Annotated in this window: 13 protein-coding genes; 7 read left to right on the top strand and 6 right to left on the bottom strand. The window is 73.9% G+C overall.

From position 1 onward, the window contains the following. Nucleotides 1-20: 20 nt before the first annotated feature. The 6 genes from WMF27_RS02630 to WMF27_RS02605 all read right to left on the bottom strand — a co-directional run bounded on the left by WMF27_RS02630 (nt 21) and on the right by WMF27_RS02605 (nt 10,999). Complete coding sequence (locus tag WMF27_RS02630; RefSeq protein ID WP_437943780.1) at nt 21-2,678, bottom strand: hypothetical protein; 2,658 nt, start codon at nt 2,676-2,678, stop codon at nt 21-23. 1,622 nt (nt 2,679-4,300) lie between these two features. Further along, complete coding sequence (locus tag WMF27_RS02625; RefSeq protein WP_437943779.1) at nt 4,301-5,206, bottom strand: hypothetical protein; 906 nt, start codon at nt 5,204-5,206, stop codon at nt 4,301-4,303. 10 nt (nt 5,207-5,216) lie between these two features. Beyond that, nucleotides 5,217-6,074, bottom strand: a complete 858-nt coding sequence (locus tag WMF27_RS02620; protein ID WP_437761834.1) for a hypothetical protein — start codon at nt 6,072-6,074, stop codon at nt 5,217-5,219. A gap of 263 nt (nt 6,075-6,337) precedes the next feature. Further along, on the bottom strand, nt 6,338-7,918 hold the full coding sequence (locus tag WMF27_RS02615) for a vWA domain-containing protein (protein ID WP_437943778.1): 1,581 nt from the start codon (nt 7,916-7,918) through the stop codon (nt 6,338-6,340). Between the two features lie 11 nt (nt 7,919-7,929). After that, complete coding sequence (locus WMF27_RS02610; protein WP_437943777.1) at nt 7,930-9,453, bottom strand: hypothetical protein; 1,524 nt, start codon at nt 9,451-9,453, stop codon at nt 7,930-7,932. A 388-nt stretch (nt 9,454-9,841) separates the two neighbouring features. Continuing rightward, nucleotides 9,842-10,999 (bottom strand): zinc-dependent alcohol dehydrogenase, encoded by a 1,158-nt coding sequence (locus tag WMF27_RS02605; RefSeq protein ID WP_437943776.1) that lies wholly within the window; start codon nt 10,997-10,999, stop codon nt 9,842-9,844. A 321-nt stretch (nt 11,000-11,320) separates the two neighbouring features. Between WMF27_RS02605 and WMF27_RS02600 the strand changes: the two genes are divergently transcribed. The 7 genes from WMF27_RS02600 (at nt 11,321) to WMF27_RS02570 (ending at nt 21,424) form a co-directional block, all read left to right on the top strand. Next, entirely contained in the window at nt 11,321-12,217 is an 897-nt protein-coding gene (locus WMF27_RS02600; protein WP_437761838.1) for a DUF58 domain-containing protein, read from the top strand. Between the two features lies 1 nt (nt 12,218). Further along, on the top strand, nt 12,219-14,288 hold the full coding sequence (locus WMF27_RS02595) for a vWA domain-containing protein (protein WP_437943775.1): 2,070 nt from the start codon (nt 12,219-12,221) through the stop codon (nt 14,286-14,288). A gap of 261 nt (nt 14,289-14,549) precedes the next feature. After that, nucleotides 14,550-15,758 carry a hypothetical protein gene (locus WMF27_RS02590; RefSeq protein ID WP_437761840.1) on the top strand — a complete coding sequence of 403 codons (1,209 nt, stop codon included), beginning with the start codon at nt 14,550-14,552 and terminating at the stop codon, nt 15,756-15,758. Nucleotides 15,759-15,779: 21 nt separating this feature from the next. After that, nucleotides 15,780-18,170, top strand: a complete 2,391-nt coding sequence (locus WMF27_RS02585) for a DUF2169 domain-containing protein (RefSeq protein ID WP_437943774.1) — start codon at nt 15,780-15,782, stop codon at nt 18,168-18,170. Then, complete coding sequence (locus tag WMF27_RS02580; RefSeq protein ID WP_437943773.1) at nt 18,167-19,912, top strand: pentapeptide repeat-containing protein; 1,746 nt, start codon at nt 18,167-18,169, stop codon at nt 19,910-19,912. The genes WMF27_RS02585 and WMF27_RS02580 overlap by 4 nt, the downstream gene beginning before the upstream one ends. Continuing rightward, nucleotides 19,909-20,466: a DUF3540 domain-containing protein gene (locus WMF27_RS02575; RefSeq protein WP_437761843.1), complete on the top strand. Its 558-nt coding sequence runs from the start codon at nt 19,909-19,911 to the stop codon at nt 20,464-20,466. Before WMF27_RS02580 ends, WMF27_RS02575 begins: the two co-directional genes overlap by 4 nt. A gap of 7 nt (nt 20,467-20,473) precedes the next feature. Next, nucleotides 20,474-21,424, top strand: coding sequence for a S41 family peptidase (locus WMF27_RS02570; RefSeq protein WP_437943772.1), 951 nt, complete (start codon nt 20,474-20,476; stop codon nt 21,422-21,424). The last annotated feature ends 6 nt before the right edge of the window (nt 21,425-21,430 follow it).

The raw sequence follows: 21,430 nt of genomic DNA, 5'->3' as shown, positions 1-21,430 counted from the left end.
GCGACGCTGTCAATGCGCCGTCACGAGGGGGGCTCCGCGCCGGCGAGGCGCGCCACCTGCGCCCACGCGCGGGCCGCCCCCTCGTGCCCGGTCGCGGCCGCGAGCTGCGCCAGGAACTGCGCGCACGCCTGCTCGCCGTGGGGATCCTCGGCCTCGCGGGCGCGCGCGAGGGCGCTCAGCGCCTCGAGGAGCGCGCCCTCCGTGCGGCCCGCGGCGGCCAGCGCGACGCCGTACGCGAGCAGCGCCCGGGCGCGCTGCGAAGGCGACGCGTCGGCCTCCGCGGCGATCCGGAAGCGCCGGAGCGCCTCCTCCTTCGCGCCGCGCCCGAGCGAGATCAGGCCGGTCATGCGCTCCGCCAGATCGAGGTGCTCGCCGGTGCGGCGGAGCTCGCCCACGAGCCGCTCGAGCGTGCGGAGGTCGCCCTGGACGAGCGCCTGCTTGGCCAGCTCGGCGAGGCGGACCGCGATGTCGTTCATCGACATGACGGGCGACTCCGTGGTCTTCGCGAGCAGATCTCCGGAAGCGTCGCCGCACGGAAGGCCGACGTCCGGGGAGGTCGCGTCGGCAAAGTCCGCGGACGTGTCGTCCGGTTGCGCCGCGGGCGCGCCGGCGACGTCGCCCGCGCCCTCGCCGCGCGCGCCCTCCGCGGCGAGCGCGTCGGGGCGGGAGCGCTCGCCGACCGGCGCCGCGCGCTGCGGCTCCGGCGCGTCGCCGACCACCTCGATGGGCGTGCGGTAGGTGGGCGGCTGGCTCGACGAGCTGTCCGGCGCCCCGTCCCGGTGATCTCTCGCCGTCTCCTGCTCGTCGGCGAACGCGAGCAGCTCCGCGGCCGAGCCCTCGAGCAGCGCGTCGCCGGCCGCGCGCCCGGCGCGCCCGGCGAGATCGGCCGCGGAGCGCCGATCGCCCGCCTTCGCGGCGTGCCACGCGGCGTCGGCGAGGCCGAGCACGCCGGCGTGATCCTCGACGACCCGCGCCGCGGCCAGGTGCCACGCGGCGCGCTCGCCCGGCGGGACGCCCGCGAGCAGGGCGTCGCGCAGCGTGCGCGAGGAGAGCCGCAGCCAGCCAGGCTCCGGCCGGAAGAGCCAGCCGGCGCCGAGCAGCGCCGCCTGGACCGCGGCGACCTTCGGGGCGCCGGTGCCGTCGCACAGCGCGTCGATCGCCGCGTCCGACGCGTCCCCGCCGAGCGTCGCGAGCGCGGTGAGCACCGTGCGCTGGCCGATCGCGAGCAGGCGCAGGCGGCCCTCGATCGAGCGGAGCGCGGGGGGCGCGGCGAGCTCGGCGCCGGTCATCGTGCGCGGGGGCCTGCCCCGCCCGGCGCTGCGCCGGCGCGGCCCGACGCTCCTGCCGATCCAGCGCAGCGCGCCGCTCTCCAGCGCCTCGCAGAGGAGCTCGCGCACGGCCAGCGGGAACGCGGGCGCGCGCGCGGCCCAGCGGCGCGCGCCCGCCTCGTCGATGCAGCCGTCGAGGAGGCGGCGGACGAGATCCTGCGCGCCCGGCGCGGAGAGCGGCCCCAGCGTGACCGTCGCGGCCGGGGTGAGCGCGGTGAGCGGCGCGGGGAGCGGATCCGAGCGCCCGAGCCGGGCGACGGCGCGCGGGCCGCCGCCCGGCGAGAGGGCGAGGGCGATCGCGTCGAGGCTCGCGGCGTCGACCTCGGAGACGTCGTCGACGGCGAGCAGGCCGACGCGGACGTCGGACGGGGCGAGCCACACGGCGAGCACCTCGGCGGCGATCCTCGGCTCGACGCCCTCGCCGGCGAGGAGCCGGGCGAGCGCTGGCTTCAGCCGATCCGGGAGCGCCGGCGCTCCGGCGCGGCCCTTCTCGGCGCGGAGCGCCGCGCGCGCGAGGGCGCGCCGGAGCGCGCCGAACGGCTCGCGCGAGGCCCCGATCGGCGCGACGAACAGGCTCCGCGACGGCGCGAGCAGCCGCTCCAGCTCGTGGAGCAGCCGCGTGCCGCCGGCGCCCGGCTCGGCCCGGACGATCGCGAGGGAGCCGGGGGGCACGGCGAGCTCGGCGAGCTCGGCGTCGCGGCCGATGAGCGGCGGCTTGCACAGGCGCGCCACGCTCTCGGCGACCTGCCTGCGCAGCGGCTGCTGCGCGTCGAGGCGGAGGCCGCGCACCCGGCGCGCGCCGTCGATGCCGCGGTGGGCGCCGAGGGTCATGAGCTCGCCCGAGGTCACGGCGGGGAGCGCGGGATCGACGAGCACGTCGCCGGGGAGCGCGACGCGGGCGAGCATGACGGCGACGAGCAGCGGCTGCCCCCAGGAGAGCGCGGTGAAGCGCCCCGCCTCGCCGACGTAGGTCATCTCGCCCTGCGCGATGCCGACCGCGAAGCGCGCGTCGGGGAGCACCGCCGCGTCCTCCGCGGCGAGGGCGGCGAGCAGCACCGCCTCCTCGACGTCGTCGGGGGTGAACTCGAACGAGAAGGTCTGCGCGCTCCAGGCGCACAGGGTGGCGCCGAGCGCCTCGGCGCGCTTCTTCAGCGCGAGCGCCCTCGCGAGGTAGCTCTCCTCGCCGCGCGCGGCGCCGCCGGCGGCGCGCGCGGCGCCCCTCTGGCGCGACGGCGGCGCGTGCGCCCGCGGCGCGCCGCGGCGGCCGGGCCACGGCGCGACCGCGTCCGTGCTGTCTGGCTGCGAGAGGGCCGCAGTACCTCGAAAGGACACGACGATGCGCTCCGGCATTGCGGCGAGTGTAGCGGGGCGCGGAGGGCGCGGGGGCGGTTCTCGGCGCGCGCGCCGCGGTACGATGGATCCTCGATGCGCTCGTCTCCCCCGCGCGCCGTGAGGCTGGGCGCTCGCCCTGCGCGCGCCGTCGCGCTCGTCACCGCGGCGCGCGCCGTCGCGCTCGCCGCCGTGACGCTCCCCTCCCCCGCGGCCGCGAACGGCGTCTTTCCCTCGGCGGACCAGATCGTGTTCGACCCGGCGGATCCAGCGCGCGCCGTCGCCCGGATGACGTACGGCCTGCTGACCACGCGGGACGGAGGCGCGAGCTGGCGCTGGATCTGCGAGGGCGCGGTCGGGTACGACGACACGGGCGGCCAGTCCCCGCCCATCGCGGCGGCGGCGAGCGGCCGCGTGCTCGCCGCGCTGGCCGACGGGATCGCGGTCGGCGCCGAGGGCGGCTGCGCCTGGGCGCGCGCCGCCGAGCTCGCGGGGCGGGAGGTGATCGATCTCTCGGTCCGGCAGGGCGATCCGTCGCACGTCGTCGCGGTGGCCGCGGGGACCCGGCACGGCCTCTGGGCGTCGCGCGACGGCGGCGCGAGCTGGACCGGCGCGGGGGCGCCGCTCCCGGCGGGCTTTGTGGCCCGGACGGTCGACGTCGCGCCGTCGGATCCGCGGCGGGTCTACGTGAGCGGCCTCGCGAGCGAGGGCGACGCCGTCAAGGGGGTGCTCGCGCGCTCGGCCGACGGCGGGGAGACGTGGCAGACCGCGGCGGTGCCGGGGAGCACGACGTCGCGCGAGCCGTACATCGCGGGGGTCGATCCGCTCGACGCCGACGTGCTGTACGTGCGGATCGCGAGCGCGCCGGGGCGCCTGTTCGTCTCGACGGACGGCGGGGCGGCCTTCGCGCCGGTGTTCGCGACCGAGGGCTTCGTGCGCGCGTTCGCGATCTCGCCGGACGGCGCGACGGTGGCGGTGGGCAGCGACATCGACGGCGTCTTCCGCGCGCCCTCGTCGACGCTGGCCTTCGAGCGCGTCTCGAGCGTCGCGCCGCGCTGCTTCGCCTGGACGGAATCGGGCCTCTACGCATGCGCGAGCGAGTTCCTGGACGGCTTCACGATCGGCCGCTCGCTCGACGGCGGCGCGACGTTCGAGCCGCTGCTCCAGCAGAGCTGCATTCGTGGTCCTCTGGAGTGCGCGGCGAGCACAGCGGTCGGAGCGGTCTGCCCGACGGACTGGCCGAGGATCGCGCTGATGACGGGCCACCGGGACTGCACGCCGGATGCCGGTTCACCCGCGGCCGGCGGCGGCACGAGCGCCGTCTCGACCGGCGCAACCGGCGCCGGCGCCGCGGCGGCGAGCGGCGGAGGCCCGGCGAGCGGCGGAGGCCCGGCGACCACAACGGGCTCGGGCGGAGCGCCGGATGGGCCAGGCGGCGGGGCGCGGCCGAACGACGCGGGCTGCGGCTGCCGCACCGGCGGCGCGGAAGAGGGCCGGGCCGGCGCAGTTGCCGCTGCGTGCCTGGCGGCGGCCGCGGCGGCGCGACGGAGGTCTCGACGCCCTGGCGTCGTCGTACGAGGGGTGCTCGGCTGGGCCAGGACCAAAGCGGAGGGCCTCGTGGAGCCGCTCCGACAGGGGAGGCGTCAGGGAGAGATGACGACCCGCTGCGCGGCCGTCCCGACGTCGCCGTTCGGGTCCTCCAGCGTGATCTCGATGTCGAGCGCTTGTCCCCGGACGGCCTCGACCGGGAGCCCCCGGTCCACCTGAAAGCGCACGCCATCGATCTCGCAGCGGTCCTCCCCGGCCTTGTGCATCGTGACCTGCGCGGTGAAGGGAAGGAGCTCGAACTCCAGCTCGGGGAAGCGCCCCTCCACGGTCAGGCGCGAGCCCATCTGCCGGAGGCCGGTCACGCGCAGCGCGAGCCACACGTGATGGCCCCCTTGAGGGCCCGCCTCGATCGGCACCACCTCGCCAGGCTCCAGCGAAGCGAACGCGCTTTCCCCCTGCCCGATCACGACCGCAGGGTCGCCAGAGCCCGGCGTCTTGCATGCATCGCTCGCCGACGCGATCCACAGCGGATCGTAGTCGGTGAGGGCGGAGGGGGCGATGAAGGGCTCGACGCACGCCCCCGCCGCGCAGGTCGCGCTCGCCGCGCAGGTGGTCGCGCAGCACGCCTCGTCGAGCGAGACGGGCAGGAGCAGACGCCGCCCGCCGGCCGCGCGGGTCGCGCCCCTCCGCGTCACGAGGGGAGCGGCCTCGCCGTCGCGGAACGCCGCGATGGACAGCTCGATCTCCGCGCCGTCGGGCGCTGGCCCGACCACGAGCTCGGCCGGGAGCGACAGCTCTCCCCTGCCATACGAGAGACGCTCGGTGCCCGTGACGACGCCATCCACCTTCGTGGTCGTCTCGATGTGATCGAACTGGAAGCCGACCGCCATATCCGTGGTGAGACCGATCACCACGAGCGCGTCAGCCGCCTCGCCCGCACAGCCCGCGGAGCACAGGAGGAGCAGCGCGAGCAGCGTCTCGTGGGTCGGCCGCACGCTCACCTGAGGACGCTCAGCTCGACGTGCGCGACGAGCGCTTGCGGCGCCGCGCAAGCCAGCCTGCCGCCGCGGCGAACACGGCGAGCGGCGCGGTGAGGGAGGCCTTGCTCGCAGGCCTGGCGGCGCACATGCCGGCTGCGAGGTTCCCGTCGATGCCGTCTGGACCGATGGTGACCTCCGCTTCGGCCTTCACGCTGATGCCCTGCGCGAGCAGCGCGTTCACGCACGCCGGGATCTGCGATCCGGCGATGATGTACTTCCCGTTGCAGAAGAGCGCGCCGTCACCGCTGCAGGAAGCGTCGCAGTTCGCGCGGAACTCGTGCTCGCAGTCCTCGAATTCCTCGTTCTGACACGTGGTCTGGCAGTCCATGTTCGCGTCGGCCGTGCACGAGCCCCCGCAGCACTCGATGCAGTGCTGGTAGCAGCCGCCATCCACCGTCACGCACTTGGCGCCGCACTCGCTGTCGCAGTTCGCGTCCCACGTCGCGGCGCACTGGGCGGCGTCGACGGCGCCACCGCACTCGACGTCCCGCGTGGTGGTGCACTCGACGAAGCAGTTGTGGGAGCAGATGACATTGATGCCCCTGTCGCAGTCCGCGCTGCACTGCTCGGTGCAGCTGTCCGTGCAGCCCGCCTCCGCCGAGAGGGTGCACTCCGTCTTGCAGACCGGCACGAGCTTCGTGGCGCACGCGGTCTTGTAGATCCCGAGCTCGCTGCAGCCCGCGGTGCACTCGCCCGTGACGCGCACTTCGCAGTTCGACAGGCCCTCGAAGCGAATGTTGCCGCACTCCGGGACACCCGCGCTCGCCGGGAGAGCGGCCGTGAGACAGACGGCGATGCCGGCCAACCCGAACCACATGGATCTTCGCATAGGTGAACTCTCCTCCTCTACGGCCGCGAAAACTCGATCCTACACAAGGCGATCGCGGCGCGGAAGCGACATCTCCGCGGCGCACGTTTGCGGCGCATAGGAGGCGTTGTTGTGTTGTGTACGCGGGTACGCGGAGCGCATGTGGAGACGTGGAGACGTCGAGACGCGTGTTGAGGTGGATCCACGTGAATGGGGGTCACGGGCGCGGCGCGCTGGTGTCACCTGGCGCGCGTCGCTGTCACCTGGCGCGCGGCGCGCGGGGCTCAATCGGCGGGCCAGGGGTTCGGCGGCTCCGCCGGCGTGTAGGGCTGCACGTTCGCCTCCGCCGTGATGAGGTTCTCGATGAACAGATCGACGTAGCGCAGGTCGTCCTCGACGTCGGGGTCCGGGTGATCCGCGAGCCACGCCTCGACGTTCGGCCGCAGCACCTCGAGCGTGCGCCGCGCGGTGCGGGGGTCGGCGTCCGCGGCGAGCTGGGAGGCGAGCTCGAACCCGGCGAAGAGGTTCAGCATCACGAAGCCCTTCTCGACGGTGTCGCCGGAGAAATAGCCGGCCTCCGGCGGCGCGTCGGGCGCGCTCGGCGCCTCGATGTCGACCTCCTGCGCGTGCGCCTCGCCCGTCAGCGGGTGCCGCCACGACAGCGCGAGGCTGCCCACGGCGCGCGGGTCCTCGACGCCTTGCTGGTCGGGCTTCGGCACGAGCTCGAGCAGGATGGCACCGCCGCCGCCGCGCCGGCCGGAGCCGACGGGCTCCGCGGCGCTCGTCCGGCCGGCGAGGAAGAGGCTCGGGATGTGCACGGCGCCGCCGCGCTCGCCGCCCTGCCAGCCGTTCGTGCCGTACGCGCCGCGCACGACGTAACCGTCGCCCACGGCGACGTCGAGCTCCACGTCGAGCGCCAGCGGCACGAGGAACGTCTTCACCTCCTCGGCGAAGACCTCCTCCACCGCCTTCGGGTCCTCGAGGAAGTAGAAGTTGCCCGCGCCGACCTCGCTGATCCCGCGCATCGCGTCGACGTCGAACTCGGCCCCGACGCCGATGGCCGTGAGGCCGATCCCCTTCTCCGCGTACCCGGCCGCGAGCGACACGAGCCGCTGAGGCGAGGTGAGCCCGGCCGTGGCCACGCCGTCGGAAAGGAAGATCACGCGGTTCTGCCAGGCCGGATCGAGGTGCTGCTCGGCGAGCGCGTACGCGGTGAAGAGCCCCTCGTACAGGTTGGTCGACCCCCGCGCGGTCAGGCCCTCGAACGCCTCCGTGAGCGCCTCCCTGTCCGAGCCCTCCGCCTGCTCGAGGACGACCTCGGCCGCGTCCGAGTAGCGCACGAGCGAGATCCGGTCGGTCGGCTCGAGGGCGTCGATCATCTCGACGAGCCCCGCCCTGACGTAGGCGATCGGGTCGCCTTGCATCGAGCCGCTCGTGTCGACGGCGATGACGAGGTGCAGCGGCGGCCGCTCGAGCGCGCCGAGGTCCACGGGCGAGTTCATCCCGATCTGGATGAGCGTGCAGGGCGACCCGCTGATCATGTTGCCCATGATCCCGAGCAGCCCGTGCATGCACACGTCCTCGCCGCAGGTCGCGGCCGGGTAATCGAGCTTGTGCTCCGCGAAGAAGCCGACGTCGTCGAGCGTGTCCGGCCCGGGGATCTCGCCGTCCTCGAGGATCTGCCGGAACAGGCCGAAGTCCTGCGCGCCGCCCTGGGAGACGCCCGCGCTGCCCGGGGACGGGGACCCGGGAGGGCCCTGGGGGAGGGCCCTGCCGCCGGATTCGCCGTCTGAAGACGCGCAGCCGGCCGCGCCGAGCGCGGCGGCGGCGCCGAGCGCGAGCACCTCATGCATTCGGATCTTCATGGCGTGACCTCCTACGGCGCCGCGGTGGCGGCGACCAAGACCGACTCGAGCAGGCGGGGTTGATCGACGGGGACGGTGAAGCACTCCGCGTCGCGCACCGGCATGTCGTCGGCGCGCACGAGGAAGAGCGTGCCGGCGCCCTCGGCGAGCGCCGCGCTCTCGCCGGGCCGCAGCGAGACGACCCCGGAGACGCCGTCGCCGAGCAGCGACGCCTCGAGCGGCTCGACGAGGCTGCCGCACGCGTCGTGGAACGCGCCGCAGGCCGCGAGCGGCGCGAGATCGGCCGTGAAATGGGCGCCTGGCAGCCGGCCGACCATCGACCAGCGGGCGAGCACGTTGCCGCGCAGCGCGAGCACCGCGTGCGTCTCGCTCTCGATGTGGAGGCCGCGCGCGAACGCCAGCTGGTCCTGCAGGAGCTCGGGGTACCTGCCGCCGTCGATCGCGACGGCGCTCACATGGAGGACGTCGCCCTCGCTGAACGGGATCGCCTCGGCAGGGGCGCAGAGGAAGAAGGTCTCGCCGCGATCGAGCGTGAGGGCGTGGCACCCGTCCGGCGACGACGTCACGCCGGTGAGGACCCCTGCCCTGCGGACGGGCACGGTCCAGTCGAGCCCGCTCCCCTCGGCAGAGGCGCCGCATGCGCCCGCGGGAGACGGCGTCTCGATGGGCGGCGCCGGGAAGATCGCCGGGTGCTCGACGAGCTCGAGCCTGGCCCCGGCGCGCTGCAGCGTGATCATCCGATCCATCTGCGGGGTCTCCGTCGATGTGACGAGCTCCTGCTCCGGAAACTCCGCGACGGACCACGCGAGGAGCGTGAGCGGCAGCCCGTCGGCGTCGATCAGATAGGCGTCGCACCCCGCGTTGCCCAGCGGGAGCGCGCGGCCGGGCGCGATGAGCCAGGTCTCGGCGTTCGCGAACAGATCGCGCGAGAGGGCGCTCGTCGGGTCGTCGAGCAGGACGTCGCAGTCGACCCGCACCGACTCCCGGAGGCGCCGCACGCGGATGAGCTGCTCGCTCCCGGTCGTGTTGCCGATCACGAGCGACGCGAGCTCCTGCGGCTCCCGCGGCCCGCACCCCTCGGAGTCGCCGCACGTGATCGGCTGCTCTTTGCTCGTGGCCACGCAGGCCAGGCTGCCCGCCATCAGCGCCAGGCGGTGAGCGACCGGGCGCGCGGGCTCCGGCCGCCCCATCGCCTCGCCGAGCACGCGGTACGAGATGAGGAGCAGCGGCAGCGCGATGAGATCCGTCGGGTCGACGGTGATCCGCCACGGAAGCGGCGTGAGCGCCATGAGCCCCTCGACCGCGCGGGCGGCCTCCGGAGCGAGCTTGATGACCGAGAAGACGACGCCGATGGCGACGTGCGCGCCGAGGAATCCCCGGCGCGAGGTCACGCGGAGCAGCGAGGCGAGGACCGCGGGCGCGACCAGGAGCCCGGCGAAGTCGCTGAGCTTCCCGGTCAACCACCCAGGGAGCAGGCCGGAGCCCTTGAGGGCGTGATCGTTGAGGACGAGGAGCGCCAGGGCTCCTATCCACAAGGGGTGAAGGAGCGTTCGAGTTGAGCGCAGATCTCGAGCCATCGGGAGCTCTCTTTCCGTGCGATCAGAGGCCATCGCGGGTGGCCGAGCAAGCGAGCGGGGCGCTCGCCGAGGTCCGGCCCCAAGCAAGCGCCATACCCTGAACAAACAAACATCAATTCAGCCAATTACAAAGCAACGCGGCCGCGCGCCCCTGACGCCGGTGTCAGGCGTCAGGGGCGCGCAGCCATGGTTCGCGTGCCCGCGGAGCCCGAGCGCGTGGCCGCTCCCGAGCGCCGGATGTAGAGAAAATTTGAACAGGGAGGCGGGGAGACGGGGAGCTTGGTGGGATTTTACTCCCCGCCTCCCGGCCTCCCTGTGAATTTCCCGAAAAATTCGAGGGGATGCTTCAGGGCCTGAGGACGACCTTCACGCAGTCGTCGAGCTTCTTGTTGAAGATCTCGTAGCCTTGCGGGGCGCGCGAGAGCGGCAGGCGGTGGGTGATGATGTCGTCCGCCCGGAGGTGGCCGTCCTCGATGTGCTTGAGGATCCGGTCGATGTAGTTGTGCGCCGGCGCCTGGCCGGCGCGGAGCTTCAGGCCCTTGTCGAAGAGCTGGCCCAGCGGGAAGTTGTCATAGGACACGCCGTAGACCCCCACGACCGGCACGACCCCGCCCCGGCGCACGGCGCTCATGGCGAGCCGGAGGGCCGATATCGTCCCGACCTGGCCGTGAAGGGCGCTGGAGGCCTTCTCGAGGAGGCCGCGGTGCGCCTCCATCCCGACCGCGTCGACGCACACGTCCGCGCCGCGCCCGCCCGTCATCGCGCGGATCGCCTCGACGGCGTCGACCTTGTCGACGTGGACGGTCTCGGCCTTGGCGATCTCGCGGGCCGTCTTCAGGCGGTACTCTTCCCGATCGACGCCGATGACGCGCGCCGCGCCGCGGAGCCAGGCGCACTTCATGGTCGCGAGGCCGACAGGCCCGCATCCGAACACGGCGACCGTCTCTCCCCCCTTGAGCTCGGCCCACTCGATCGCCGTCCACCCGGTGGGGAGGATGTCGGTCGTGAAGAGGACCTGCTCGTCGGTGAGGCGCTCAGGCACCCTCCGTGGACCGAAGTCGGCGTAAGGGACGCGCACGTACTCGGCCTGACCTCCGCTGTAACCGCCGTAGAGGTCCGTGTACCCGAAGAGGGCGCCGCCCTTGCCCTCGAGCGTGCCGCCCTCGGGGCCGTAGTGCCTGGGGTTGGAGCTCTCGCAATGGACGGGGAGCTCCGCCTGGCAGAAGAAGCAACGCCCGCACGCGATGGGGAACGGGACGACGACCCTGTCGCCCTTCCGCAGCTTCGTGACCTGCGGGCCGATCTCCTCGACGACGCCCATGAACTCATGGCCGAGCACCATGGGCTTCGCCTGGGGGAAGAAGCCGTTGTAGATGTGCAGATCCGAGCCGCAGATCGCGGTCGCGGTGACGCGCACGATGACGTCGGTGGGCTCTTCGAGCCGGGGATCCGGGACGTCCTCGACCCGGACGTCCGAAGGTTTGTGGAAAACCAGGGCCTTCACGGTGCCTCCTTTCGGGTGACACATCGGTACGGGGCGCTCGGCGGCTCCACCGGCCGAGCCGGCGCACGGACAGCGGAACCACAGCGCTGGCTCGCATAAAGCGAGCCACGGAGCAGCGGCGCGCCTGCAGAAGGCGGGAGCTGCGGGCCACGGCGAGCGCGAGCGGGGTGCTCTGCCCCACCGTGGCGGTCTGTCGCGATGCCGCGGAGCGACGCGGAACGACGACGGGCCGGGCGCGGCCGGCGCCCCTGCCGAGCGCGGGCCGCCGCTCCTCCGCGACCCGCTGGCACCGCCGCCCGCGCCGATGTCTACTCCTCTCCGATGCTTCCGATGCTCCCCTCGTCCCCCGAACCGCTCCTCGGCGCGAGCTTCGTCCGCGAGCTCGAGGTGCTCCAGCGGCGGCTCGAGATCCGCGCCCGCTCCGGCGGCGCGGGCGAGCACCTCGCGCGGCGCCGCGGCGGCTCGGCCGAGTTCAAGGAGCACCGGGCGTACGCGCCCGGCGACGACATGCGGCGGATCGACTGGGCCGCGTACGCCCGCACCGGGGAGCCGGTGCTCAAGCTGTTCCGCGCCGAGGAGGACGTCATCGCCCGCATCGTGTGCGACGCCTCGGCGTCCCTCGACTTCGGGGAGCCCACGAAGCTCGACGCGGCCCGCCGGCTCGCGGCCGCGATCGGCTACATGTCGCTCGCGCGCTCCGAGCGCGCGCAGCTCTTCGTGGCGGGCGACGGCATCGCCCGCGAGCACGCGCCGGTGCGCGGGCGCGCGGGGCTCGCCGCGCTCCTCCGCGCCCTCGACGGCGTGAGGGCCTCCGGCGGGACGCACCTCGCGCGCGCCATCGACGCCGTCGTGCGGCAGAGCGCGCGGCCAGGCCTCCTCTGCGTCGTCTCCGACTTCTTCGACCCCGGCCCGGTCACCGCCGCGCTCGGGCGCGCGGCGCAGGCCGGCCACGACGTCGCGGCCCTCCAGGTCGTCGCCGCCGACGAGCTCGAGCCGAGCTTCGAGGGCGACCTGACGCTCGAGGACGCCGAGACGGGGGCGCTCGTCGACGTGACCCTGGACGCCGCGGCCCTCGCCGCCTACGCGGCCCGCTTCGCCGGCCTGTGCGAGGCGCTGCGCGCCTTCGCCCGCCGCCACGGGGCGACGTACGTGCGCGCGCGGAGCGACGAGCCGCTCGAGGGCGCAGTACGCCGCTTCGTCGCGAGGGGCGTCGACTGACGTGGCCGCCCCGCTCGCACAGGCCTCCGCGGGCGCCCCGCTCGCGCTGCTCTCGCCCGGCGGCCTGTGGCTGCTCGCGCTGCTCGGCCCGCTCGTCCTGCTCTACATCCTCAAGATCAAGCGGAGCCGCCGGCGCGTCCCCTCGACGTGGCTCTGGGCCGCCGCGCAGCGCGATCTCATGGCGCGCGCGCCCTTCAGGAAGCTCATCGCCCAGCTGCCGCTCGTCCTGCAGGCGCTCGCGCTCGCGCTCCTCGCCCTCGCCCTCGCCCGCCCCGCCTCGCGCGGGCGCGAGCTCACCGGCGATCACGTGGCGATCGTCCTCGACACGAGCGCCTCGATGTCCGCGGCCGCTCGAGGGCCGGCCGGCGAGGCGACCACGCGCGTCGAGCTCGCGAAGCAGCTCGCCAGGGACCTCCTCTCCGGCCTCGCCCCGGGCAGCGACGCGCTGATCGTCGAGGCGGGGCGCGACGCGCGCCTCGTCGCTGCGCTCGATCGCGATCTCGTCCGGCTCAAGACGGCGATCGACCCCCTCGCGGCGCGCGACGTCGAGGGCGACCTCGAGGCCGCGGTGGCGCTCGGGATCGACCGGCTCCGCCAGCTCGGCGGCGCCCGCCGGGTCGTCGCGATCACCGACGGCAACCTCGCCCGCCCCGCCTCGCTGCGCGGCGCGTCGCTGCCGGTGGAGGTCATCACCGTGGGCGATCCGGTCGACAACGCCGCCATCGTCCGCGTCGACGTGCGCTCCGGGAGCGCGGTGGTTGGCGCGAGCGGCGCGAGCGGCGCGGACGGCGAGCGAGCGGAGCAGCGCGAGGAGGTGCAGGCCTTCCTCGTTGTCGCGAACTTCGGGGCGCAGCCGCGCGACGTGTACGTGACGATGCGGCAGGACAACGCGTCGGACGTGCTCGGCTCGCGGCGCGTGCTGGTCAAGCCGGGCGAGCGCCTCCCGGTCGTGCTCACGTTCCGCCCGTCGCCAGGCGACTACCGCAAGGGGCTCGTCTTCGAGCTCTCGCCGCGCGACGCGATGCCGCTCGACGACGTCGCCTACGGCCGCGTGCCGGCCGGCGACAAGCTCCCGGTGTTCCTCGCGTCGGCCGGCAAGGAGGGCCCGGGCGGCGACGCCCAGGGCGCGCAGCCGGGAGCGCCCCCCGGCGGCTCCGTCTGGCTCGAGCGGGCGCTCGCGTCCGATCCGATGACCTCGGTGACCTCGGGCGCGCTCGCGGATCTGCTCGGGAAGCCCGGGCTCGATCCCGACACGTTCGTGGTGATCGACGGCGCGTGCCCGCCCGATCCTCCGGGGGGCGATCTGCTGATCGTGAACCCGCCGCCCGGGCGCTGCGCCGGCACGCTCGTCGGGCAGACGCTCGATCGCCCCACGCTCACCTCGTGGGACACGGCGGATCCGCGGCTGCGCTTCCTGACGCTGGACGGCGTGAACCTGCGCGCGGCCTCGTCCCTCACGCCGGAGGCGGCGACGCAGGAGCTGATCCGCGCCCAGGAGGGCACGATCGCGACCGACATCTCCACCGCCTCGCGGACCGGCACGCTGCTCGGCTTCGACGTGGGCGAGAGCGACTGGCCGCTCAAGGCGTCGTTCGTGCTGTTCGTGCGCAACCTGCTCGAGCAGGCGCGCGCCCACCGCGCCCACGGCATCACAGGCCCCGCGCGCACCGGCGAGCCGCTGCGCGTGAGCGTCCCCGCGACCGCGCGGGACCTCCAGGCCATCGGCCCTGCGGGCGAGCGGCTCGAGGTCGCGCAGCGCGCCGGCGTCGCGGTGGTCGCGGAGACGCCCCGCGCCGGCTTCTACCGCCTCGCCTGGCAGGGACCGCAGGCCGGGTCCGTCGTCGTTCCGGCGAACCTCACGAGCGTCGCCGAGAGCGATCTCACGCCGAGGCCGCTCCTCGCGGAGGGCGGCGGCGAGGTCGCCGTCTCCAGCGCGGCGGGACAGCCGGACGCCCACGTCGAGTGGACCTGGCTGCTCGCGCTCGCGGCGCTCGCCTTCGTGGTCTTCGACGTCTGGTATTTCACGCGCGCGCCGCGGAGCGTCCGAGGCCACGGCAGCCCTGCCGCCTGAGCGACACTGCGGGAAGTCCGGCTGGGAAGCGAACCGCCATGGCGCCGAGGGCGCCATGAAACCAGGGGAACAGGAGGGGGAATGCGGGGACGGCCCTTCCGATCTCCTCTTGGCGGCCTTGCCGTCATGGCGGCTTTTCTGCTGATCCGGGGCAACTTCCCGCACCCGTGTGAAGACACCAATAGGTGTGACGGCGCCCGGCTCTCCGGGAGTCCGCGCACGCCCTTGACAAGCGATGTCCCGCTGGCTCTGCTAGCGCACATGGGCACGAAAGAGGGCGAAGGCGTCGGCGGCAAGTACATCCTCATCGAGGTGCCGAATTTCAACAACGCGGCGAGCGAGGCCGAGGCGATGTCGTCGTATCTGCGCCTCGGCGCGGTGAAGGACCCGACCATCGCCGCGAGCCCGGGCGCGCCGCGCGCCTCCGGCGAGGACCTCGCGGCGCTCGTCACGTCGTTCGTGGACGACGACCGCGTGCGTGACGGCTGCCCTCAGTTCACCCCGGTCGCGGAGCGACAGGCGGAGACGGCGAAGCTCCACACAAGGGGTGGCTGGCGAGACCACTCCGACGGAAACCGCATCACGACGACCCGCGGCGACAAGGTCGAGATCGTGCAGGGCAACTACCGCATGCTGGTTCGCGGCCGGCAGGACCACGACTCCGGCTGGGACGTCTCGGGCGGGCACGTCTCGGAGACGGGCATCACGTTCGAGGGCAGCAGCGAGATTCGCTGGGTGCAGAACTACGACGGTACGTGGCGCGTGATCGAGGAGAGCATCAAAGGCGACGTCTTCACGACGTACCACGGCGACACGCACGACGTCTATTCGGGCAACCTCAAGGAGAGCATCACCGGGAGCGCGGCGCCCGCGAAGGGCAAGGAGAACCCTCGCATCACGGATCGGACGTGGGCGCGGTCGATCGAGTCGTACACCGGCTCCTCGGCGCTGCCGGTGCCGTCGATCAAGGACGAGACCTGGGCCGACGTCATCGAGTCGACGACCACCGCCATGACCATGCGCGACACGACCGAGTGCGCCGGCGCGATCGAGAGCACGACGAAGGCCACGTCGATGGCGAGCACCACCACCGTCACCTCGATGACCGACACGACCACGGCGTCGTCGATGACGAGCACCACGGTGTGCCCGTCGATCAAGGACACGACCATCGGAAACACGGTGTCCACGATCATCGGGTCCGAGACGGAGATCGTGTCGGGTGATGTGGAGGAGCTGACGATCGGGAGCGAACAGTCGATCACGATCGGGACGGTGCTCGACATCACGCTCGCGCTGATGATGGACATCTGCATCGCCGGCAAGATCGAGGTCAACGTCGGCGCCGGCATCTCGGTCGATCTGGCCGCGACCTACGAGATCACGCCGAAGAAGATCCAGGCAGCGGCGCAGAGGCTCGCCACGGGCACGACCCACACCCAGGTGGGCGCGCAGCACAGCTTCCTCTGACGGCGCCCTCGGATCCGGCGCATGAAGATCAAGAACCTGACGCCCCTCGCCTCCGGCGTGAAGCCCTCGTCACGGCGCCCGCCGCGGCCGGAGGTCACGCTCATCGTGCGCGGCACGTTCGAGCTCGTGCACGGCGCCGCTGCCGCGCTGCCCGAGGGGGATCCGCTGCTCGTGCAGGAGCCCCTGTCGGCCGAGCGCCACCGGCCGGAGGACGACGCGCTCTCCGGTGACATCGTGTATCCCGGAGACTTCGCGGACTTCAAGCCGCTCGCCGATCTGCTGCTCCTCGGCACGTGCCACGCGCCCTCCGGCCGCCCCGTGGCGTCGTGCCCTGTCCGCTTCGCGGTCGGCGATTTCTCGAAGGTCCTGCAGGTCGTCGGTCCGCGGACCTGGGTGCCGGGCGTCCTCGGAGACTACCCATCGGACCCGGCCCGCTTCGTGAAGATGCCGGTCGCGTACACGCACGCGTTCGGCGGACCGCGCCACGCGGCGAACCCGGTGGGGAAGGGGCTGGACACCCCGGAGCTGCCAAACATCGAGTCTCCGGGCGAGCCGATCAAGAGCCGCGGTGACCGCCCGGCGCCCGCCGGTTTTGGCCCGCTCTCGCCGCGCTGGCCCGAGCGCGCCCGGAAGCTCGGCTCCGCGTACGGCCCGGAGTGGCGGAAGGAGCGCGCTCCGTACCACGCAGAAGACTTCGACGTCGGCCATTTCAACGCGGCGCCCGGCGACCAGCAGGTCCCCTTTCTCCGCGGAGACGAGGCGCTGTCGTTCGCGAACCTCCACCCCGACCGTGTGCTCTTCGAGAGCGCGCTCCCGGGCCTGCGCGTGCGCGCCTTCCTGATGGACACCACCGGTCGCTTCCGCGAGGTGCCGATGGTCCTCGATACGCTGTTCGCCGACCTCGACGCCCTCCGCCTCTCGCTCGTGTGGCGCGGCGTCGATGCCGTGCCCGACGCCGAGCTCCGGGGCGTGCGCACGGTGCTGTTCGCGTCCGAGCCGATGGCGAGCCCCAGAGAGCCCGAGGCGCGGTACCGCGCGGCGCTCGAGGCGTTCGAGCGCGATCCGGTGAAGGAGAGCGTGCCAACCTCGTTCGGCGACCCGTGGGCCGCGGTCGATCCCGGTCCGGCGGCGCCGGAGAAGCCCGTGGACCCGCGGCTCGCCGCGCAGCTCGACGAGACGCTCGCGACGTTGCCGTCCGGGTTGCGTGCGGCGATCGCCAGGGCGGTGACCGCCGGCGGCGCGCACACCGGGCGGCGCGGCCTCGATCTGCCCGCCAGGGTCGCCGCCGCGCTGGCAAACGCGCCTTCGCCCGCCGCGCCGCCGCCGGCCGAGGCGCCCTTGACGGATGCGAGGATACGGCCTGTGCTCGCAAGGCGCCTCGCGCAGCTCCGCGGGCTCGCGCTCGAGGCGCGGGCGTCCGGCGCGGCGGTCCCCGGGCTCGAGGCGCTGGAAGCGGCGCTGCGCGATCCCCGCCTGGGCGGCTTTCCCGAGGGGGATCCGGGGGCAGCGAAGGACGCGGACACGCCCTCGCGGGGGGGCGACTCCTCCGGGCGAGACTGGTCCGGCCGCGATCTGCGCGGCGCGAACCTCGAGGGCGCGCGCCTCGATGGAACGCTCCTCGCGCGCGCGGATCTCCGCGGCGCGCGCCTCGCGGGCGCGAGCCTGAGGCAAGCCGTGCTCGCCGAGGCGCAGCTCGGCGACGCGGATCTCTCCGGGGCCGACCTCGCGCAGGCGCAGCTCGCGCGCGCGCGGGCGAGGGGCGCGCGGCTCACGAGAGCGCGGCTCGACGGCGTCTTTGCCGAGGAGATCGATCTGGAAGGCGCCGATCTCGAGGGCGTCGTCGCAGAGCGGGCGCTCCTCCAGCGCGCGAGCCTGACGGGGGCGCGGCTCGCGGGAGCCGCGCTCACACAGTGTCTGTTCGAGGGCGCGCGGCTCGAAGAGTCGGCGTGGATCGGCGCGAGCCTGCTCCGGTGCATGCTGACGCAGATCGCCGGCGACCGCGCCGACTTCACCGACGCGAAGCTCGGGCGCTCGGGCTTCTCGGACGCGCGGCTGCGGCGCGCGCGGTTCACCGGCGCACAGGGCCCGGCCAGCGTGTGGGTGCGCGCGGATCTCACGGATGCAGACTTCAGGTATTCTTCCTTTCACGACGCGTGCTTCTCGGAGGTGGAGGCGGCGGGCGCGCGCTTCTCGGGCGCCGATCTGCGCAGAGCCCGCTTCGATCGCGCGCGCCTCGAACAGGCCAGCTTCGATCGCGCCAACCTGTTCGGCGTGGACCTGCGGAGAGCGACGCTCACGCGCGTGTCGTTCCGGCAAGCGAGCCTGTTCGAGGCGGTCCTCCTGGGCGCCGCGGGCTCGAGCGCCGATTTCGCCGGCGCGAACCTCACCCGGGCCCTCCTGGATCCATCATGACGCCCGAAGAGCTGATCCGTCGCATGCGCGAGACCGACGGCCTCGCCGGCAAGCGGGTGACCCGGTTCGACCTGCGCGGGCGCGATCTCACGGGCGCGCGCATGCCGCGCGCCCGGCTCGTCGACGTGCACCTCGGCGGCGCGGCGCTCTCGGGGGCGGATCTGGCCTCTTCGGAGTGGGTCCGGTGCATCCTGCGCGACGCCGTGCTCGAAGGGTCGAACCTCGAGGGCGCGTCGTTCGCGGCGTGCGACCTGCGCGGGGCGCAGCTCCGCGGCGCGGTCCTGCGCGGCGCGAAGCTGGTGAGGGCGCCTGTCCGCGGCGCGGATCTCACCGGCGCGGACCTCGGGGGCGCGATGCTCATCAGCGCCGATCTGACGGGCGCGAAGCTCGACGGCGCGCGGCTCGATCAGGCGCGGCTCGACATGGCGAAGCTCGCCGGCGCGGCGCTCGGCGGCCGCACGATCGACGGGGCGTCCTTCCAGAAAGCGGACCTCACCGGCGCGGACCTGAGAGATGCCCGCATCACGGGGGCGTCGATGTTCGGCGCGATCCTCCGCGGCGCCGATCTGTCGGGCGCGGCGCTCGAACGCGTGGTGCTGGTCCAGGCCGATCTGCGGGGCGCGCGCCTGCCGGCCCGCATGACGCGATGTGTGCTCGACGGCGCGCTCTTCGGCCCCGGCGAGGCCGCGGGCGTGGCGGCGCCGGGGACCGACCTCGGTGCGGCGAAGCTCGCGGGCGCGGATCTCGCGGGCGCGGATCTCGCGGGCTCGTCGCTGCGCGGGGCGGATCTGCGGGGCGCCGACCTGCGCGGGGCCGATCTCACCGGGGCGGTCCTGGCGAGCTGTGATCTCACCGGCGCGGACCTGACCGGCGCCCGCCTCGAGCGCGCCTATCTGCAGGGCGCGGTGCTCGCCGGGCAGAGGCTCGCCGGCGCGGACCTGACGGGCGTCGTGCTGCTCGACGCCGATCTGTCGAACGCCGATCTGGAGGGCGCCCGCCTCGTCCGCGCGGTGCTGGACGGTGCCAGTCTGGCCGGAGCCAACCTCACGCGCGCGCTGCTCCAGCAGACGCTCCTGCGCGGAGCGTCCCTCGCGGGGGCGCGGCTCGAAAGAGCCATCTTCGATCGCACCGACTTCACCGGAACCGATCTCGCGAACGTGCCGCTCGCCGGCATGACCCTGCGCGCCTGTGGCTTCATCGAGGCGCAGCTCGCGGGCGCGGACCTTCACGGCGCCGATCTCTCGGGGAGCAACTTCACCGACGCGGATCTCGCGCAGGCCAACCTGGAAGGCGCGGATCTCCGGGGCGCGACGCTGCTGCGCGCGAAGCTCGGCGGGGCCCGCCTCGCGGGTGTGCGGGCCAAGCTGGCGTTCTTCGGGGAGGCCGAGCTCCGGGGAGCGCACCTCCAGCGCGCGGAGCTGCGGCGGTCCGTCCTCTCGCGCGCCTCGCTGGACGGGGCGGATCTGACAGGCGCGGACCTCGCCGACGCCGTGCTGGCCGAGGCGCACGCGGCCGGAGCGTCGTTCCGGGGAGCCCGCCTCGCCGGCGCGGATCTGTCGCATCTGGCCGCGGAAGGGGCCGACTTCTCGGACGCGGACCTCTCGGGCGCGAACCTGCACGCGCTGCGCGCGGAGAAGGCATCGTGGGGCGGCGCTCGCAGGACCGGCGCTCGCGGGACCGACGTCGATCGTTTGGAGGCCGAAGCGTGGCGCCCGCCGCCTCGGCAGGAGGACAGGACATGAGCCAGCGTGCCACAGCCGAGGTGATCACCCCCGATTTCCCGCGCGCAGAGACAGAAACTCTGGGCCCTGCAGAGGTGCTGTCGATCGAGGCCGGCGACGTGCTCGTGGTCCTGTCGAACGGCGCCGAGCGATACGCCACGATGGCGTTCGTCTCGCCGTACGAGCCGGCCGTCGGCGACGTGCTGCTCGTGATCGGCAAACGCGACGATCTCTATGCGATCGGCGTGCTGCGCGGCTCCGGGCGCGCGGTGCTGCGGTTCTCCGGCGACGTCGATCTCGCGGCCGAGGGGGGCACGCTGCGGCTCTCGGCCGATCGGGGCGTGGAGATCCGGAGCCCCGAGGTGACGGTGCACGCCTCCCGCGTCACGACCTGGGCAGAGACCCTGATCCAGCGGGCCACGAACCTGTACCAGCGCGTCGCGTCGATGCTCGAGGTCGAGGCGAAGGAGGCGCGCACGGTGGTCGCGGGCAGCTCCGTGCTCCAGGCCAGGACAGCCACCATCGTGACCGACGAGACGGCCACGGTGCAGGGCAAGCAGGTACACCTCGGGTGATCGCGCCATGTTGCCCGTAGCGAACCGAGGAGCAGGCCAGTTCATCGCCGCGCCCGACGTGTGCAGGACGCCGCCGGTCGGGGTGCCGATCCCGTACGTCAACGTCGCCTTCAACGCGATGGCGACGGTCTTCGCGGCGAACGTGCTCACCTCGATGATGCCGTCGCTGACCGTGGGCTCGGTGATCCCGATGTCCATCGGCGACGAGCCCGGCGTGATGCACCCCACGATCAAGGGCGCGGCCGTCGTGACGGCGTCGTTCACCAACGTGTTCTTCAACTTCCTGCCTGCCGCGCACCTCGCGTCGCTGACGGCGGGCAACAACTTCAACGCGCCGCTCGGCCTCATCGCCGTGCCCAGCGCCACGAACGTGTTCACGATGCGCGCGGGCATCGGCGGGTCGTTGCAGGGCGCGCTGGAGGTCGCGGTCGCGCTCGCGCCCGGGGCCGCCGGCGACGGGCTGTCCGGCGAGATCCTCGCGCCGGGCGTGGGCTGCGTGGCCCTCCCGCGGATCGCCATCGACGGCCCGGCGCTCCTCCACCGCGAGATCGGGCGGCTCCGCGCCCGCGGCATGGAGGTGCTGGTGCTGGACCTGCGCGGCAATCCGGGCGGCGACGTGAAGGCCGCGGTGGAGATCGCCGGCGGCTTCCTCCCCGTAGGCACGCTGCTGGCCACCGTCATCGACGAGGACGGCGACGCGGCCGAGCACCGCGCGCGGCCGGGAGCGCCGTATACGATGCCCCTCGTCGTGTGGGTCGACCGCTTCACGGCCTCCGCGGCGGAGCTCGTCGCGGCGTGCTTGCAGGCGCACGGGCGCGCGGTCGTGGCGGGCGAGGCGACCTACGGAAAAGGCACGGCGGCGATGTGGGACGCGGGGAGCGCGCGGCGCGGGGCCCGCGTGAGGCTGCCGGACGGGCGGGAGATCTCGACCGGCGGCGTGTTGCCAGATACGGGGTGAGCGCAC

Origin of the sequence: Sorangium sp. So ce281 (genome assembly GCF_051527395.1) — a bacterium.
In the GTDB taxonomy this organism is placed as follows: domain Bacteria; phylum Myxococcota_A; class Polyangia; order Polyangiales; family Polyangiaceae; genus Sorangium; species Sorangium cellulosum_B.
Note: the sequence above shows the minus strand (reverse complement) of the source record. Positions and strands in the feature narration are given on the sequence as shown.

What these genes read in the sequence shown, in the direction of transcription:
- WMF27_RS02580 (WP_437943773.1), top strand. Translation starts at nt 18,167, where the DNA reads ATGACGCCCGAAGAGCTGATCCGTCGCATGCGCGAGACCGACGGCCTC.
- WMF27_RS02570 (WP_437943772.1), top strand. Translation starts at nt 20,474, where the DNA reads ATGTTGCCCGTAGCGAACCGAGGAGCAGGCCAGTTCATCGCCGCGCCC.
- WMF27_RS02590 (WP_437761840.1), top strand. Translation starts at nt 14,550, where the DNA reads ATGGGCACGAAAGAGGGCGAAGGCGTCGGCGGCAAGTACATCCTCATC.
- WMF27_RS02620 (WP_437761834.1), bottom strand. Translation starts at nt 6,074, where the DNA reads ATGCGAAGATCCATGTGGTTCGGGTTGGCCGGCATCGCCGTCTGTCTC.
- WMF27_RS02575 (WP_437761843.1), top strand. Translation starts at nt 19,909, where the DNA reads ATGAGCCAGCGTGCCACAGCCGAGGTGATCACCCCCGATTTCCCGCGC.
- WMF27_RS02585 (WP_437943774.1), top strand. Translation starts at nt 15,780, where the DNA reads ATGAAGATCAAGAACCTGACGCCCCTCGCCTCCGGCGTGAAGCCCTCG.
- WMF27_RS02600 (WP_437761838.1), top strand. Translation starts at nt 11,321, where the DNA reads ATGCTTCCGATGCTCCCCTCGTCCCCCGAACCGCTCCTCGGCGCGAGC.
- WMF27_RS02615 (WP_437943778.1), bottom strand. Translation starts at nt 7,918, where the DNA reads ATGAAGATCCGAATGCATGAGGTGCTCGCGCTCGGCGCCGCCGCCGCG.
- WMF27_RS02630 (WP_437943780.1), bottom strand. Translation starts at nt 2,678, where the DNA reads ATGCCGGAGCGCATCGTCGTGTCCTTTCGAGGTACTGCGGCCCTCTCG.